Origin of the sequence: Providencia sp. PROV269, assembly GCF_028477785.1 — a bacterium.
In the GTDB taxonomy this organism is placed as follows: Bacteria; Pseudomonadota; Gammaproteobacteria; order Enterobacterales; family Enterobacteriaceae; genus Providencia; species Providencia rettgeri.
In genome coordinates, this window is record NZ_JAMPLV010000007.1 from 86,557 (window position 1) to 103,186 (window position 16,630).

Genomic DNA, 16,630 nt, shown 5'->3' on the forward strand with positions numbered 1-16,630 from the left:
TGAACAATATTATTGCGCGGAAACCACTTTACCTTGTTTAAATTGTAACCAAGGTAATTCTCGGAACACCACACAGTTTGGTGTGGTGCTTAAGGTTCCAGATGCGCCATTAATACGAAATTGCCCCGATTGTTGAAGCTTGTCGTAATTGTTGGCTAAAGACCATGCGTCAATACCCATGGCATATAAGCGGAATAACGAGTAATCATTGTTCAGCTTTTGTTGGGCTTGTTTACGTAAGTTATTGTTTGCACCTGCGAGTAAAGGAATTTCGCTAAATTTAACGCCATCCATTTCAAAGCGGTAGTCTGCGCCAGATCCGGCTTGGTTACTGCGAGAGCTTGCATAAAGTGCAGGGCGGGAACGGGAACTAATCGCCATTTCAATCATTGGTTTGATTAAGGTGAGCTCATCACGAGTGGCAACAATATAAACACCGTCAATCGCACCGGTTGAATCGACATATTGTGAATCTATCGATTGTGCTCCGGTATTCACTGGCGTTCCTGTCATACGGATACCTGCACCACGATTAATTGACTCTTTTAGTGAAGGGATGGACCCAAAGGTTTGCATTAAAACGGTTCCCCCCCCTTTTTCTTGCCACCCTTGAGCAAAGGCTTTGGCTATCCTATCGCCGAAAGCATTAGCGGGAACTAATACCAATGGCATTTGCTTACCTTCAGCTTTCATATAAGCGGCCGCATTCTGTGCTTCATCTTCTGGTGATAATGAAAAATAGCAAAGATTTGGTCGAGGCTGTAATTGGTTCGCATCAAGCTCATTGAGCGCAAGCACGCTAACTGGAGCCCCCATTTGGGTAATAACTTGAACGTCACTTTTTAATAATGGCCCAACAATCAGGTTAAAGCCTTCATTTTTTGCTTGCTCAATAAGCGCAGGCATTTGTTTATTAGTGGTATCAAACACCTTGACGCTTTGGGTATTCACAGGGGCTGCATCGATACGTAAAGTGGATGCCACTACATCGCTATCGCTAGCAGTAGGGGTATTACCTGTTGTTGCAGCAACTTGTTCATAAATTTGGTCGAGGACATCATTTCCACTACTTGGGGGATCTATAGCGTCTTGAGAGGGAGACCCTTGAGGCAGACCTTTTTGCGCATCCATAAAGCCTTGCATAATCGCCTGGCCGAATACTTGTCCTTGCCCACTCATGGGTAAAAACAACGCAATCTTAGGATTTTTACCCACTTGAGGTATCATCGCTTGCAGTAAAAGGGTTGGTGTTGTCGTCACTCCAGGGTTATTTGAGTAACGCATTTTCCAATCGTTGTAGCCAGCAAGTAAGGCATCTGTGTCATCTCGGTTATTTTGATAAATATCTAAAAGATCGACCCAGCCTTGGAGAATATTTTCATCGGCACTAATTCCATGAATTTGTTCTGGCGTTAACTGTGTTAACATCTGCCATAACCCATCAATGTTAGCTTGGCGTTCAGTGGTTGTTTTTAATAAAGGTTCTTGGCTAATGTAGGCACGTATCGCCTCCATTGAAGGCTTACCTTGTGCTGCATCAATGATTGCTTGGTAACGGCTAGCATCATCAGATGCGCTTTGCTCAGGTGTTTTTTGGGTTGACGGAAAATATTCCGAGACAATTTGGCACCCAGACAGAGCAAATGTGGACAGCATTGCTGTGCAGATTAACCCTTTTTTCAAATGCAAAAAAATTGAAGGACGCATACTGTATCCAATGGTGTATTTTTCAATTGCTTAATTTTAAACCGGCTATTCGGATGAAACAATGAACCAACCTAATCAAGCTGTGGTTATGGCATCCACGCTGTATATCGTTCCTACCCCAATTGGTAATATGAGGGATATCACGCAACGTGCGTTGGATGTTCTTAAACATGTTGACCTTATTGCTGCAGAGGACACTCGGCATTCAGGCATTCTATTACAGAATTTTGCGATAAATGCACGGTTGTTTGCTCTGCATGATCATAATGAACAGCAAAAGGCAGATCAATTAATTAGTCGACTTCAACAAGGTGATAGTATCGCATTAGTCTCCGATGCGGGTACACCTTTAATTAATGATCCGGGTTATCATCTCGTCAATCGTTGTCGCGAAGCGGGTATTCGTGTTGTACCTTTACCGGGGCCTTGTGCTGCTATTACTGCGTTATCCGCCGCGGGTTTACCTTCAGACCGTTTTTGTTATGAAGGTTTTTTACCGGCTAAAACGAAAGGCCGTAAAGATGTATTGCAATCACTCGAACAAGAAACCCGCACGCTGATTTTCTATGAATCAACCCACCGTTTGTTAGACAGTTTAGCAGATATGGTGGAAGTCTGGGGGCCGGAGCGTCATGTTGTTTTAGCGCGTGAAATCACTAAAACATGGGAGTCTATTGAAGGTCGCCCTGTGGGAGAGTTACTCGCTTGGGTAAAAGAAGATGAAAATCGTCACCGTGGCGAAATGGTGTTGATTGTCGAAGGGTATAAAAAACCAGTCGATGACTCCGCAGTTTCCCCTGAAGTGGTGAGAACATTAAATTTATTACAAAAAGAATTACCCCCTAAAAAAGCGGCGGCGATCACGGCTGAAATTTATGGCCTCAAGAAAAATATGCTGTATAAATTGATGCTTGATAATCAAGATGGTGAATGATTCTTGAGCAAATAGACGAGTTCATTTATATAAGTGGTAAATGAAAGTCGTTAGAGTCTGTACAAGACTCAGCAAAGTGCCTATAATTCGCCGCGGAGTTGGCCAGACAACCGCTGCTTTATCGTAGTCCCTTCGGGAGACGGATAGAGGGGAGGAAAGTCCGGGCTCCATAGGGCAGGGTGCCAGATAACGTCTGGGAGGCGCGAGCCTACGACTAGTGCAACAGAGAGCAAACCGCCGATGGCCTGTTTACAGGATCAGGTAAGGGTGAAAGGGTGCGGTAAGAGCGCACCGCGCGACTGGCAACAGTTCGTGGCACGGTAAACTCCACCCGGAGCAAGACCAAATAGGGGTTCATATGGTGCGGCCCGCATTGAACTCGGGTAGGTTGCTGGAGCCAGTGCGTAAGTGCTGGCCTAGATGAATGGTTGTCCAAGACAGAACCCGGCTTATCGGCCAACTCCCATTTTTTCGTCATACTTCAAGCTGTGCCTGTGTTGGCGTCACTCGTCAGCCCTAGTCACATACTTTTGTATGCTCCTAGGGATTTCCTCATTTTGCCGCCTTGGCACACCTCGAATTATTTAGAAAAAATTTCAGTTTATAATGCTTCGAGCTGTACCTGTGTTGGCTGCATTCAGCCACACGGGTCACATACTTTTGTATGCTCCCTACGCTGTCTTCATTTTGCCGCCTCGGTACAACACGAACTATTTAGGAAAAATCATAATCTTTTGATTTAATATAAAAATACTTCTCTTCTTTCTTTTCTGGCTTGTCTTCACCATTTGATACATCAACTCATCAACTCATCAACTCATCAACTCATCAACTCATCAACATCACAACCCTCTGATGCAAATCAATGCGCCCTGTGAATATGTAAATACAATAGTGGTATTTATAATGCATGTTAAAGAGATGTGCGGACATGAAAGAAAAACCACGTGTAAGGTACCAACGTCGCCCTGGTACTACAGGGGGTAAGCTCCCTTGGAATGATTGGCGTAATGCATCAACATGGCGTAAATTTGTACAGTTTACGCTATTGGCGATCAATATTTATATTGGCATCACCTTCTATTTTTGGGTGCGTTACTACGAAACCGGAGGAGCGACAGTTCACCTTCCTCGCCCTGGTGGAATTGAAGGTTGGCTGCCGATTGCGGGGTTAATGAATTTAAAATATACGTTGGAAACGGGGAGTTTCCCGCCAATTCATGCGGCTTCAATGTTTCTGCTTGTTTCTTTTATTTTGATTAGCTTACTGCTCAAAAAAGCATTTTGTTCATGGATGTGCCCGATAGGCACTATATCGGAATATACTGGAAAAATAGGCCAAAAACTGTTTGGTTATCAAAAACAAATCAGTTTACCTAAATGGCTAGATATCCCCCTACGAGGTTTAAAATATTTACTATTAAGCTTCTTTCTCTATATTGCATTTTCCATGTCTGCGCAGATGATCCAATACTTTATGATGTCACCTTATGGGATCATCATTGACGTCAAAATGTTGGATTTCTTTCGCTATATTAGCTTGTTTGCGCTGGTCAGTGTTGCGGTTTTAGTGGTGGCAAGCTTGTTTATTCGTAATGCTTGGTGCCGTTATTTGTGTCCTTATGGTGCATTGCTAGGGCTGTTTTCGTTATTTTCACCATTTAAAATTCGGCGAAATGTGGAAAGTTGCATTGATTGTGGAAAATGTGCGAAAAACTGCCCATCCCGCATCCCTGTTGATAAATTAATTCAGGTAAGAACGCTCGAATGTACGGGGTGTATGACTTGCGTGGAATCTTGCCCTGTTGCATCAACACTGGATTTTTCATTGCAATTGCCAGCAAAAAAACATCAATTTCGGTTATCGGGTAGGATGATGGCTATTTTAACCTTGGCAATTTTATTTATCACTATTGGGGTTGCTATGTATTTTGGCGTTTGGGATAGCCCAGTACCCGATAATTATTGGTTTCATATTATTCCAAATGCAAGAATGATAGGCCATTGATGCACAATAAAAAACCCCGCTACATATGATAATAAGCGGGGCAACTTGTTGTTTTGTCGTGATGACAGATTTTGTACTGCTTATTTATACTTATTTCTCGCTTATATTTATTTTCTTACATACTACTTACTACCCCATCAGTTAACCGCTTGCTTAACCATCTGCAATAACTGACGTACATCTTCAGGGCGCGTATTGCCAGTATCTTTATCAATAATTGAGCTATAGATATGAGGAATGATTTTTTTCACGCCTGCATCAAGAGCAATTTGCAAAATTTCAGCAAAGTTATCTAAATCAATGCCGCCTGTAGGCTCTAAAGAAAAATCAAAGTCAGCGCAAGCTTTGGCAATGGCTTTATATTCTTCAATATATGTTAACCCTTTCATATTAAAGAATTTAACAGAGTCAGCACCCATGTCTTTAAGCATCATAATGGCAGTTTCAATCGGAACAATGCCATCTGGCGCTTGAGAACTTAATGGGCCTGTGGAAATTTTTACCATACCCACCGTGCCTGTCGGTGATATGAGCGCATTCACGAAGGTTTCGTTTTGGCCTAATAGTGCACGGCTAATTGGGGCACCAGTGAATACTTGGTTAACGTGCTGCGGTTGCACTTCTTTTGAAATCAACGATACCATGGTTGATTGATTTGGGTCGCCAGCACCCAGGCCAACTGATAATGCATTATCGGTTTTTTGGGCATAAATACGCATATCTGCAATCGCGCTTTCTAAGTCAGGGTAATTTTTAGATAAAACACCAACAACAACAAAGGTTTCTGCTGCAGCATAGATATCTTTTGCATTTTGATGGCTGCCTGCCAAGACGTTTAAACACACGCGGTCACGATAAAAATTCGGTGACAATTTCATTTTAAATTCCTTCTACTAACAAACGAATATTCTGAGAAATAACATCAAGTTGTTCAGTACTAACACTACGAATGTCAGCTTCCACTTTTCCTTCGTTGGCTTTGTACTCACGGAAGTAAATCGCGGTATCACCTTGTTTTAACTCAGCCATGATTTGGTAGGTAGTTTTGCCTATTGTTTTTTCATCAAAGCTAATTTCAGTACGAGCAATATCACGTCCAGCGCCATCCCAGACCACTTGAGCAGAGATACCTTTAATTGCATTCAAATCGCTGATGAATTTACTCATTCGATTGACCATTTCTGGGCCAGTTTCTTTTGTCGCTGTCAGGTACTGTTCGATAGCAAGAGTGAGGCCTAAAATACCTTCTTTACCCACTTTCATCGCACGGCCAATACCTTGGCTTTGGCGTTTTACCCACTCAACATATTGTTTTTTACCAATAACTAGGCCACTTGTTGGGCCTTCAATCGCTTTTGCGCCACTGTAAATCACAATATCGCCGCCTGCTTGGTAGTAAGCTGTGAGCTCTTCTTCAGCGGCAGCATCAACGATCAGTGGTAGCTGGTGGTCATGAGCCACTTTGGCGGCTTGTTCCACGGTTAACATGCTTTTTTGTACGGTATGATGGGATTTGATATACAGAATAGCGGCGGTATTGGGGGTGATTTTTGCAGCTAACTGGGCGGCGTTGCACTCGTTAGCAAAGCCCGCTTCGACCACTTTACCACCACCTAAGCTCACCATTGTATCGACAGGAGCACCGAAATTAACGTTATGGCCTTTAGGTAAAATAATTTCACGAGGCACAACTTTGTCGGATGAATGCAAATTAAGCAGTAAATCATCATCATCTTGTACAATCACCGCTGCAACAGCTTGTGCGATACCGGCAGATGCGCAGGAAACAACAACTGCGGCTTCAACATCTAATAGATTAGCAATGTATTCGCCAGTTTTATTAACTAAGTCTTTAATTTCAAAATAATTATTTAATCCGTAAGCAACACGTTCAACAACTTCCGGAGTTGGCGTTGAAACACCCAGAATTGTCATGCGGCCAGAGGCATTAATAACGTGTTTTAACTGATATTTATCATAAATCGATTGCATGTTCTGATTCACCTTGTGCATGAATAATGTGTTTTCCACCGACGATAGCAGCCAATGGTACGAAGCGGTGAGTGCCTATACGGTGTTCGCCTTCTGCATCCGTGAGCTCGGTTTGCTCTTCTTTAAGGTCAAAAAGGGTTATGTCGGCGTCAAAGCCCGGCCTTAAATAGCCTTTCGCGGGTAATGATAAGAAATTGGCGGCTTTTTCGGTAACGCAGCGAAGCACTTGTTCCGCACTAAAGCCCATACACAGGAATTTGGTCATCACAAAAGCGAGGCTATAAACAGGGCCATTAACGCGGTTGCGGTGGTAAATATCGGAACTGATAATGTCAGGGTAAGTGCCGATGCGCATGGCTTGTTCGGCAACTTTAAAGCTAAAACTCTCACCGCCATGGCCAACATCTAATATGACTCCGCGTGCGAGTGCGCGAGCAATTGAGGGCTTTAGGTAGCCATCTTCGCCTAAAATTTTATTGGGTTTGCCATTAAAGCAGTGAGTGATGATATCGCCACGTGTCAGTAAATCAGCGACTTCATCGATATCCGGTGGGTTGTTGCCGATATGCACCATGAGTGGAAGATGGTGTTTTTTCTGCATTTCTTTAGCTTTAATCAGTGGTGCAATACCATTTTCACCAACCACACTTTTACTCATACGCGCTTTCATACCAACAACAAAGCCTGAGTGGCGCTCGATAGCGTCTTGAAAGCAGGCATCATTGATGTTGTTCATATCGGACAATTCATTTTGTGCAATGATGCCAATGCGTGAAATATTTAACAGAGAAAAGACATTGGTTTTCGATTTTTGTGTCAGTTGATAAAATTTATCAATATCATCAGCACCGACACTGCCTGCATCAACCAGTGAGGTAACTCCGCCAGCGGCTCCTGCTAAATCAGGGTCATCGAAGTAAATAGGTGACTCAACAAAACAGTGTGCGTGAGAATCAATCCATCCGGCGCTGACATAAGTTTTACCTTGGAGATCAATAATTTTGTCAGCTTGCTGGTTACAGGCTAACTCAGGGCCTGCTGCTTCGATTTTTCCATCTTTGATAAGAATATCGATAATCGAGCCATCGATACGCTTACCTTGTTTGATGATTAGAGTGTACATAGTTGCCCTCTTTATACTCATACTCGATGCTCGTCATACTTCAAACTGCAGCGTTGTTGGCAGCACTTCCGCTACCCTAGTCACATACTTTTGTATGCTCCTAGGGATATCGTCGTTTGCCGCCTAGCTACTCTTTGAACTATTTCGAGCCTGTTTTTAATGATGTTATTCAGTAACCCGGAGCAGATGCTCCGGGAGGATACTAGTTAGGCGACGATTGGGAAGAAATAACCAAATAACATCGCACCTAAAATGGCGCCACCGGCAACTGGTTTTTGCCATACATAGAAAATCAATGCGCCGATTAATGAACCAATTCCGATTGGAATAGAAGCTGCCATGGCGGCTAAGATAATCAATGGGCCTAAGAATCGACCTGAAGTATTACCCGCACCCATCATGACGTCTGCACCAAAGGTTGAGTTGGCTTGGGCAATGGTGAATTTACGTGCAAAGACAATCAGTAAACCGATTAATACCCCAAGGAATAAACCTGTCACTAATGAAAGCCAGAAGTTAGTGACTAGAATATCCCAACCCGCAGCGAGGAATAGAGCAGGAACACCCAGCCCAATACCAGTTTGCAGCGCCCCACCAATATCTAAAATACCAACCAGTGACCCTTCGATGATTCGAGCAAATAAGAAACTTGCACCGAATGCGGCGACTGCACCGTAAACCCCTGTATCTAAGCCTGCACGTAACATGGCGACGAACGCTACTTCGTTAAATGCACCAAAGCCGTAGACGACATACATGTGGGTACCTGCGAAGATCCCTGCGGATAGCAGCCCAACAAAAATCGGAAAGGACCATTCTGCGTACCAAAAATCTTGTTTGTTAATTTCAGTTGTCATGATTATTTCCCGCTCAGCAGACCGTGGACGTATTCAAGCCACAATGGTTTATCTAGGTTGAAAGAGGTGATCATCTTCAGGTCGAACTCACGGAAGAAGCCGCTGAGAACGAACAAGAGAACCACGGTTATCATCATTGTGCGAGTGATACGGTTCCAGCCGTTGTCATCAACGCCTTTACCAATCAAGATACCTAAAACTAAACCAGGGATAGCATTCCCCATGATTAACTGAGCACAACCACCAAATAATGTTGCCCAGAAACCTGAACGACGCCCGGCATCCATAGCGGCTAACCAGAAGATAACTGGCATCACCGTGTTAACTAACAAGTTAGCGGCAGGCACTAGTACGTTAATGGCTGTTGTTTGCAGTGCAGCCGGAACTGCGGAAGCAGTTGTGTTTAAGAAGGCGACAACTAATGCCCCGATGATGGCACAAGCAATCGCCATTTTTTTCGGGTTATGCAGTGTGTCAGCGACACTACGGTTTTTGGTTAACAGCGCTGCCGCACCCCAGTTTGGGATGATGCGGTGGTCAACGTCTTGTGTAAATGCCCCTGCAGCAACTGATGATGCCCATGCATTAAAGAAAAATCCTAAGCCAAAAGAAAAGTGAGATGCTGGGTCGCCTTCACACGCGTTCAGCTCACCCAATGTACGGAATGCCCCCATACCTTGTACGGTTGGTGCGTGGAACATACGCGCAGCCCCTGCGCCTAAGCCAAAGCCGCAGAGCCCACCGATGATCAGGGACATGCCCAATATTTCTAGAAAAGATGCAGTTTCACTCATGGAATTAACTCCAGACCTGATTGCTATTATTGTTCTGTAAATGGTATTTCGTTGACAGAAAGTAAAGTGACATCCAGCGAAACGTCGAGTACAACACGAAAATGTTCACGTTTGCGTGGCAAAAAGAGAAAAAGAAATTTTTCTGTCCGCGAATGAGAGTGAGCACTAATCACTTCAACATCCTTTGGTTCAATTCGTAGGATGATGTCTGTGCTGTTTTTCAGTACGGTTTTTTGAATTGAATTTAAGGCGTCAGCTATCGCTTTTTGCTTAGTGTCGCCTTGCCCTGTAACCCGTACAACCGTTTCGATAGATTTTTTCATTAAGCGTTGCCGTATTTTTTATTGAATGCTTTTACTAAGCGCTCGCCTAACTCTTCCTTGTCCATAAAACCGAAACCTAATACATTGCAACCGTCTGCAATTGCGGTTTCTCCCTCTTCAATGGAGCGCATCCCATAGCGAGCTTTATAGCCATACTTAGTTTGAGCTGTGATTGCACCAGCGCCACCACTTCCACAAAATGAGATACCTAAATCGGCTTGTTCTGCGTTCATCACATCGCCAAGTTTCATGTCAGCGGCGACACCTGGAACAACAATCGCTTTACCGCCAGCAGCTTCAACACCCGCCGCTACTTTTTGGCCTTTACCTAAACGGTCACCGATAACAACAACTATCTGTTTCATAAAATATTCTCCAAATCCTACCAAATTAGTAATTAATCATTTGAACGTGCAACTTCAAAGTGAACAGAGAGTAAATAGGTCTCTTCAGGTGCTAAACCGGGAAGTGTGTCAACAACCCGTTGCGCGAGCGTAATCGAATGTTCAGAGATTTCATCAAATAGGCTGATATCAACTTCTGGTAAGGCTTCACCCGTTTTTGCTCTACCGACCATGGCACGTAAATGAGACTCCAACATCTGTTGTTGTACATCCGTGGTGTAGCAATCCTCCTGCTTGAGCCAGTCAGTAATCACTGCTAGCAGTTTTTGTGTCACCTCATCAATATCAAGGTTATGTTCTAACATTTTAAAAACGACAACTGATTCACTCATAACTATTTAAAATCCAAAGTAATATTGCAAGTTAGACTACTCTGTTCCTTCATGCCTTATACATTAGACGTTTATTGGTATTTTTTGCAGGCAGTGAATTTCCACTTCAAAGTGGAAATTATTTGGAAATAAATATTAGTTGGGTTGGTATGTTTTTTGTTCTATGTGGAAGTTAAGTGGAAAAATTGACATCAATCAATTATCTAAAAAGGATAAAAATAACAATACTTCGAATAAAATATGTTGTTTATCAATTGATTATTTTTTTACATAAAAAATGGAATTGAAAAAAGGAACTGGAAAGAAAAGTGGAAACAATAAATGGAAATTATGTTGTGTTGATTGCAATAGCTTCCACTTAGTTACTCTGTGCGTAAAACAGGCCGTTTAGGATAGGAAAATATTTGCGAGAGTTGTGGTTAGGATCACGTAAAAGTCAGCAACTTCCACTTTTCCACTACGAAGTGGAAGTTGCTATCAGATTAGAGGATACGTGCTAAGCTGTCTTTAGCTATCACTTGGAATTCATTGAAATTTTTGACACTTACTAAGCGACGAGTCGTTTTTTCCTTTACAAAGGTAACGAATAAATCATAAATAGCCATCGCTTCTTCATAGTCTGTTTTACTAATAGCCAACAAGAAAATGACATAAGCGTTCTCTTTGGTTTCTTTATTCCATTCAATGCCTTTTGGGGCCACAACGGTTGCAACCACCGTTTTATTGGCAAGTAAGCCTAAAGAGTGGGGTAATGCGATGCCTTCCCCGAGCAATGTGGAAACAATTGATTCACGTTCTTGTAGTGATGGATAAAAATCGGGGGTTACATAGCCTTCTTGCTGTAATTTATGGCAAACCATTTGAAAGAGCTCTTCTTGGCTAATTTTTTCATTAATTACCATGAAGAACCGTTCATCAAAAAAACGCTCAATAATATAAGGGCGAGTTTGATCAACCATAGCTAGGCGGCCAACTTGCTCTAGCTGATAGGGCGTTGGGAAAGGCGCGATTTTAATAACAGGCTTGTTTTTCTCTGAAATTCGTACTGTGGTTATCACGAAATCTTCAGTGACTTCATCCAAGGATTCATACTCTTGTAATGTTAACCCTCGACTAAATTTGAGTTGTGGAAACTCACGCATGATTTTAGATTCAACCACGCGAAACGTGGAGTTTCCTGCATCGGTGACTACCAGTACTTCTGTTTGGCGAATTGACCCTGCGCCATAGTTACGTTCGAGGCTAACACCGATATGAACTGCAAGATAACCCAGTTCATCTTCACTGATTGGGTGGGGGAGTAATTGTTTACTTGCGCTGGTTAATGCGCTGAGTGTGACGTCATAGGCAAACGGATAGTATTGTTTAATATCAGATAATAGCGGATTTGGTGTAGAAATATGATACTGCAGGCGAGTGATTAAGGCCGCAAGATGCGTATTGAGATCTTTTTTGAGCTTTTCATCATTTCGTAAGTCATAATTATATAATTCATTAATATAATTTAAAATATATTCACATAGCTCATTATGAGTACCACTTTTTTGCGTGCTAGAGTCTTGGTTACTAATACGTTGGGCAACAATTTGGTCATGCAAATAGCTCAGTTCTGCCCCAGAAAGGTCATTGCCAAGAAAGTAGATCAAACCTTTGGAGATTTCATCGCACGCTTTACGGATCACTTCTTCACTGTCATCGTTTTTGACCGCAGTGGTGAGCTCATGGCCGCGAGTGATACGCAAAATAGTGACCGCACAATTAAAAACTAGGTATAAATGGCCTTCATTGCTAATCCGAATATCAAAACGATTCAAACTGTTATGTAATACTTTATCGATATATGACAGGTCTAAATTATCCAGACAATCGGGGCGGAAAGTGGTTAAATCAGGCGATATCTGTGCGCAATAACGACGCCATAAAGTTTCAGTCATACAAGCTCGAACTGCCCACTCGCTACCATTCAAACGAATACCTTGGTGAGGAATACTTTCTAATGCAATTTGGTATTTTTGCAGCTGTTCTCTCACCGCCCCCATATCTTGTTGTAAAGTGCCTCGGCTGATAAACCATTCCTCAGCGATATCATCAAGCTTTACGGGAAGTGATAGCATTAAGAGCTTTAATAGCAGTGCATCAATGCGCTCTTTGCTCGTTCGAGGGATATGATCGTCTTCATCATTTTGTTGAGTAAAGGTCGCAAATAGGGCTTCGTCTTCAATGTTCAACCGGTAACCACGACCTCGTTCATACACAATATGTGCACTATATGGCTGTATCAATTCATTGATTTCATTGATATCAGAACGAATAGTTCGAGTAGAAACGGAAAAGTTTTTTGCTAATTCGTCTTGAGGAACAACCTCATTCAGAATTTGAGCAAAAATTTGATTATGTCGCTGTTGAGTGAATAGAGCCACGGAAACACCTTTAAAATCAAAACGAAAAAGCATTTGAGCAATAAAATTACGTCTTTTTTGCTCGCTAATGGCAGGACTCTAACACAAGCGTGTCAATATGTAGGATATGTAAATGATGAAATTTGCGAATCCGTTCGCAAAATTCATGCTGTTATAGCAGGAAAGTGGCTAGTTTTGTTCCCCAAGGTCGATTAACAGGCCTCTAAACGGTTTATCTGCACTAATGATGATTTGATTATCATCTTGGATAAATGCCCCATCATTGCAATTCATCCCGAGTTGTTCGCCTTTTGGTGTTCGTAATGTTGCTCCACCATGTATAGACTGAAGGAATGAATTTTTTCCTTTTAGCGTGATCGCTGTTGATTCATCGGCTGCCAAGTGAATTTGAGTGATCCAAATTTGTTGACGTAATTGAATGCTTTGATCTTCCCCATCAGGAGAGGCGATAAGCTTACTCTCATTTTCACTAATGGCTATTTTTTGCAAGGGCAAAGATTCTTGCTGTGGGCAAGCATTTAACCAGAGCTGTAAACGCGTTAGTGGTGTTTTGGGGCACACATTTTGTTCGCTGTAGCTAAGATCTGGGCGTGGTGAGAAACGCACACATTCACCTTCATCCGCTTGGATGGTATTACCTAAACTGTCTCGATATTCTGCGTGCCCTTTTAGGATGATATTTAAAATATCAACATGAGGGTAGGTTCTTGGCTGTAGCGCATTTTGTGGCGCAATAACCTCTTGATTCAGCACTCTGAGTGTTTTAAAACCCATAAAATCTGGGTCAAAATAATGGCCAAATGAAAAGGAATAACGCGCTTGCAGCCAACCATAATCAGCTTTTCCGCAATGGTTAGCGGGTCTCAGTGTCATCATAATGGTTAACCCCCATCGAAAATAAATAAGTTAATAATCTATTGTTATAATAAATAGCTGGACGTTGAATTGTTAGCCAGTTAATCTGTTTCCCTTGTTCAAATTTCCTGAAAGAGAAACTTCATGAGTAAAGAGAGAGCATTAACGCTTGAATCATTAAGGGTTATGGATGCAATCGACCGCCGTGGTAGTTTTGCTGCAGCTGCTGAAGAGTTGGGGCGAGTCCCGTCTGCACTAAGCTATACCATGCAAAAATTAGAAGAAGAGCTCGATGTCATTTTATTTGACCGTTCAGGGCATAGAACTAAATTTACGAATGTCGGTAGGATGTTACTTGATAGAGGAAGGATCCTACTTGAAGCCGCTGATAAGCTAACATCTGACGCGGAAGCCCTTGCAAAAGGATGGGAAACGCATTTAACCATCGTGTGTGAAGCTTTAGTTCCTGCTAATTCACTTTTTCCACTGGTGGAACGACTGGCGGAAAAATCAGAAACACAGTTATCTTTGATTACTGAAGTATTGGCGGGAGCATGGGAACGCCTTGAAAGCGGTAAAGCGGATATTGTCATTGCCCCTGATATGCATTTTCGATCATCTTCAGAAATTAACTCTAAATCGTTATACACCATTAATCATATTTATGTTGCGAGCCCGGATCACCCCATTCATCAAGAACCTGAACCATTATCTGATGCGACTCGAGTGAAGTACCGTGGAATTGCAGTAGCTGATACCGCACGTGAGCGACCTGTGATAACGGTGCAGTTGTTGGATAAACAACAACGATTAACCGTGTCGACAATTGAAGATAAACGCAATGCTTTATTGGCTGGTCTTGGTGTTGCAACAATGCCGTATCCAATGGTTGAACAAGATATTCGTGAAGGGCGTTTAAAAGTAGTTGGCGCAGAGTATAGCCATGAGACGAATATTATTATGGCGTGGCGGCGAGATAGTATGGGGGAGGCTAAGTCGTGGTGTCTCCGAGAAATCCCCAAACTTTTCCGATTATAACTTCGTCATACTTCGCACTGTAGCGGTGTTAGCTTCACTCACTAACCCTAGTCACATACTTATGTATGCTCCTAGGGATTAGTGAGCTTGCAGCCTTGCTACAGTACGAATTATTTAGAAGTTAACTTGAGGTTGAAAAATAAACCCATCAACATCAATTTGCCACCTACCTACAACTCAAACTATTTAGAGTTTACGAGTGTAGTTTGTGACTCACGGTTTCATTGGTATAAAATATTTAGAAGTTAACTTGAGGTTGAAAAATAAACCCATCAACATCAATTTGCTGCCTACCGACAACTCAAACTATTTAGAGCTTACGAGTCGCGTGATATTAGTGGTGATTCAACAAGAATAAATAAAGCTGCCCAGCTTAATTTTCATTTACTGATAACGATGATTTAGTTTCTATTAACTTCAAAACAATTATTTTGAATAAAAAAATACCTCCCGAAGGAGGTATAAGTTGGACAAAAAATGAAGCTAAATTAATAAGGGTGATAATGAAATCGGAATTACCATTTTTTATTTAATAAATGGTCAATACTAAATTTTCCTGGGCCGGTCACAGCTAACAGTAAGAAACCGCCGGCAATAGTAAAGTTTTTCATAAACATTAAGCTATTTGGCGCAACGCTAAAGTCGATATGGAACAGGAGTGCGGTTAATACCGTAAAGCCTGCGGTAAATAAAGCGACAGTCCGAGTTAAGAAACCGAATAAAACCGCTAAGCCACCGCCAAGTTCTAATAAAATGGTTAAAGGTAATAAAAAGCCTGGAACGCCCATTGCTTGCATGTATTGTTGTGTTCCTGCGTATGCATCTCCCAGTTTTCCATACCCAGCGACAATGAACAGAATTGGCATCATAATGCGAGCTAATAATACCGCACCACTTTCTAAATTTTTCATTGAGATTCTCCAGACTAATAAGTCATTAAATATAAATTAGTTGCGATATATGTCGCTTTGTAGTGTTGTTTTCAGCACAAATAGGTAAGAAAACATTCGATGGGCTTATAATAGTCATTTGCTTATTCAATAAAAAGCAAAGCTTATTCACAAAGATGGTCAAAAAATTTGAACTGTGGTGAGGGGGAAATGAGTTGAAGTGTAGTGGTTAGACTAACCTATTGATTTTAAGTTGAATTATTTTTTTCCTGCATTAATTGTACTTTGAATTGTTCTTACTATGCCCCACATTGTGAAGGCTTTTTTCCCTAATTGAAGTATACGTTGTGGTTTTTTTAGTGAATAAATCGAAAGCAGGCCTGTTGCTGCAATAAACAAAGGACGGAAGGTAACGAAGGCTTTCCATGTACGGTCATAAGGGGCTGTCACATGTAGCCAATCCTCAGAACTGGCAGCAAGGTCATTCCGTTGCTGCTCAATTCTGTTGAGTAACCGTTGTTTTTTTTCGGCAAGTAATTGGCGTTTATTTCTGGTCATTATCCTTACCTGCTAATGCATTTGCATCTTGGCTTAGTTGCTCCCGTGTGGAGCTCAATAAAGTGGACTGTTTTGCTTTTTTGAGCGCCCAACTAGCAAAGATAATGGCGAGTAGAACCAAACTCCCTGTAGTGATAGCCAGTGCTTGATAACGGTAAACAGGGTCTACAGACCAAAAAATGAGCCCAATTAGACACATCAGGCCAAAAGCAGTAAAAAGAAGCGCTAGCCCAACTAATAATAGCAACTGGATAAAATTAACTTTCTCTTCTTCGAGCTCAACGGCAATGAGCTGAAGGCGAGTTTCAACAATATTAACGGTAATACTGGCGATGCGTTGCAGTATTTCAAGGACCCCTTTACCGGGGCCCTGACGTTGTTGATTTTGTTCCATA

The 16,630-nt window shown here is 42.1% G+C and carries 17 protein-coding genes and 1 other RNA gene; 4 read left to right on the forward strand and 14 right to left on the reverse strand.

Going from position 1 to position 16,630, the window contains the following annotated elements; genetic code table 11:
* Window positions 1-9: 9 nt before the first annotated feature.
* The gene (locus tag PR683_RS12410; RefSeq protein WP_109911690.1) at window positions 10-1,707 is read right to left on the reverse strand and encodes a penicillin-binding protein activator; all 1,698 of its coding nucleotides are present in this window, start codon (window positions 1,705-1,707) and stop codon (window positions 10-12) included.
* A gap of 61 nt (window positions 1,708-1,768) precedes the next feature.
* Here PR683_RS12410 and rsmI point away from each other — a divergent pair, with 61 nt between their 5' ends.
* The 3 genes from rsmI (at window position 1,769) to PR683_RS12425 (ending at window position 4,649) form a co-directional block, all read left to right on the forward strand.
* Window positions 1,769-2,641: a 16S rRNA (cytidine(1402)-2'-O)-methyltransferase gene (rsmI, locus tag PR683_RS12415; protein ID WP_115167905.1), complete on the forward strand. Its 873-nt coding sequence runs from the start codon at window positions 1,769-1,771 to the stop codon at window positions 2,639-2,641.
* A 94-nt stretch (window positions 2,642-2,735) separates the two neighbouring features.
* Window positions 2,736-3,109: RNase P RNA component class A (gene rnpB, locus PR683_RS12420), an RNA gene on the forward strand.
* Between the two features lie 463 nt (window positions 3,110-3,572).
* Window positions 3,573-4,649: a 4Fe-4S binding protein gene (locus tag PR683_RS12425; RefSeq protein WP_196723992.1), complete on the forward strand. Its 1,077-nt coding sequence runs from the start codon at window positions 3,573-3,575 to the stop codon at window positions 4,647-4,649.
* Window positions 4,650-4,786: 137 nt separating this feature from the next.
* On the opposite strand, the gene dagF is transcribed toward PR683_RS12425, so the two are convergent.
* The 10 genes from dagF to PR683_RS12475 form a co-directional block, all read right to left on the reverse strand.
* Window positions 4,787-5,527, reverse strand: coding sequence for a 2-dehydro-3-deoxy-phosphogluconate aldolase (gene dagF, locus PR683_RS12430; RefSeq protein WP_109911693.1), 741 nt, complete (start codon window positions 5,525-5,527; stop codon window positions 4,787-4,789).
* Between the two features lies 1 nt (window position 5,528).
* Window positions 5,529-6,641: a DgaE family pyridoxal phosphate-dependent ammonia lyase gene (locus tag PR683_RS12435; protein ID WP_004908346.1), complete on the reverse strand. Its 1,113-nt coding sequence runs from the start codon at window positions 6,639-6,641 to the stop codon at window positions 5,529-5,531.
* Window positions 6,625-7,764, reverse strand: coding sequence for an amidohydrolase/deacetylase family metallohydrolase (locus PR683_RS12440; protein WP_109911695.1), 1,140 nt, complete (start codon window positions 7,762-7,764; stop codon window positions 6,625-6,627). The genes PR683_RS12435 and PR683_RS12440 overlap by 17 nt, the downstream gene beginning before the upstream one ends.
* Window positions 7,765-7,970: 206 nt before the next feature.
* Window positions 7,971-8,621 (reverse strand): DUF4310 family protein, encoded by a 651-nt coding sequence (locus PR683_RS12445; protein ID WP_004908356.1) that lies wholly within the window; start codon window positions 8,619-8,621, stop codon window positions 7,971-7,973.
* Window positions 8,622-8,623: 2 nt separating this feature from the next.
* Window positions 8,624-9,415 carry a DUF4311 domain-containing protein gene (locus PR683_RS12450; protein ID WP_004258184.1) on the reverse strand — a complete coding sequence of 264 codons (792 nt, stop codon included), beginning with the start codon at window positions 9,413-9,415 and terminating at the stop codon, window positions 8,624-8,626.
* Window positions 9,416-9,441: 26 nt separating this feature from the next.
* Window positions 9,442-9,738 (reverse strand): DUF4312 family protein, encoded by a 297-nt coding sequence (locus PR683_RS12455; protein WP_004258180.1) that lies wholly within the window; start codon window positions 9,736-9,738, stop codon window positions 9,442-9,444.
* Complete coding sequence (locus PR683_RS12460; protein WP_004908363.1) at window positions 9,738-10,103, reverse strand: SFCGS family glycine-rich protein; 366 nt, start codon at window positions 10,101-10,103, stop codon at window positions 9,738-9,740. The genes PR683_RS12455 and PR683_RS12460 overlap by 1 nt, the downstream gene beginning before the upstream one ends.
* Window positions 10,104-10,135: 32 nt before the next feature.
* Window positions 10,136-10,474, reverse strand: coding sequence for a PRD domain-containing protein (locus PR683_RS12465; RefSeq protein ID WP_004908366.1), 339 nt, complete (start codon window positions 10,472-10,474; stop codon window positions 10,136-10,138).
* A gap of 482 nt (window positions 10,475-10,956) precedes the next feature.
* Window positions 10,957-12,927 (reverse strand): BglG family transcription antiterminator, encoded by a 1,971-nt coding sequence (locus PR683_RS12470; RefSeq protein WP_109911696.1) that lies wholly within the window; start codon window positions 12,925-12,927, stop codon window positions 10,957-10,959.
* Between the two features lie 135 nt (window positions 12,928-13,062).
* The gene (locus PR683_RS12475; RefSeq protein WP_109911697.1) at window positions 13,063-13,770 is read right to left on the reverse strand and encodes a pirin family protein; all 708 of its coding nucleotides are present in this window, start codon (window positions 13,768-13,770) and stop codon (window positions 13,063-13,065) included.
* Window positions 13,771-13,893: 123 nt separating this feature from the next.
* Between PR683_RS12475 and PR683_RS12480 the strand changes: the two genes are divergently transcribed.
* Window positions 13,894-14,787 carry a LysR family transcriptional regulator gene (locus PR683_RS12480; protein ID WP_117162551.1) on the forward strand — a complete coding sequence of 298 codons (894 nt, stop codon included), beginning with the start codon at window positions 13,894-13,896 and terminating at the stop codon, window positions 14,785-14,787.
* Between the two features lie 515 nt (window positions 14,788-15,302).
* On the opposite strand, the gene PR683_RS12485 is transcribed toward PR683_RS12480, so the two are convergent.
* The 3 genes from PR683_RS12485 to PR683_RS12495 all read right to left on the reverse strand — a co-directional run bounded on the left by PR683_RS12485 (window position 15,303) and on the right by PR683_RS12495 (window position 16,629).
* Window positions 15,303-15,698 (reverse strand): DoxX family protein, encoded by a 396-nt coding sequence (locus tag PR683_RS12485; RefSeq protein WP_004908378.1) that lies wholly within the window; start codon window positions 15,696-15,698, stop codon window positions 15,303-15,305.
* Window positions 15,699-15,935: 237 nt separating this feature from the next.
* Entirely contained in the window at window positions 15,936-16,235 is a 300-nt protein-coding gene (locus PR683_RS12490) for a YqjK-like family protein (protein ID WP_004908381.1), read from the reverse strand.
* On the reverse strand, window positions 16,222-16,629 hold the full coding sequence (locus tag PR683_RS12495; RefSeq protein ID WP_004908385.1) for a phage holin family protein: 408 nt from the start codon (window positions 16,627-16,629) through the stop codon (window positions 16,222-16,224). The genes PR683_RS12490 and PR683_RS12495 overlap by 14 nt, the downstream gene beginning before the upstream one ends.
* Between the last annotated feature and the right edge of the window lies 1 nt (window position 16,630).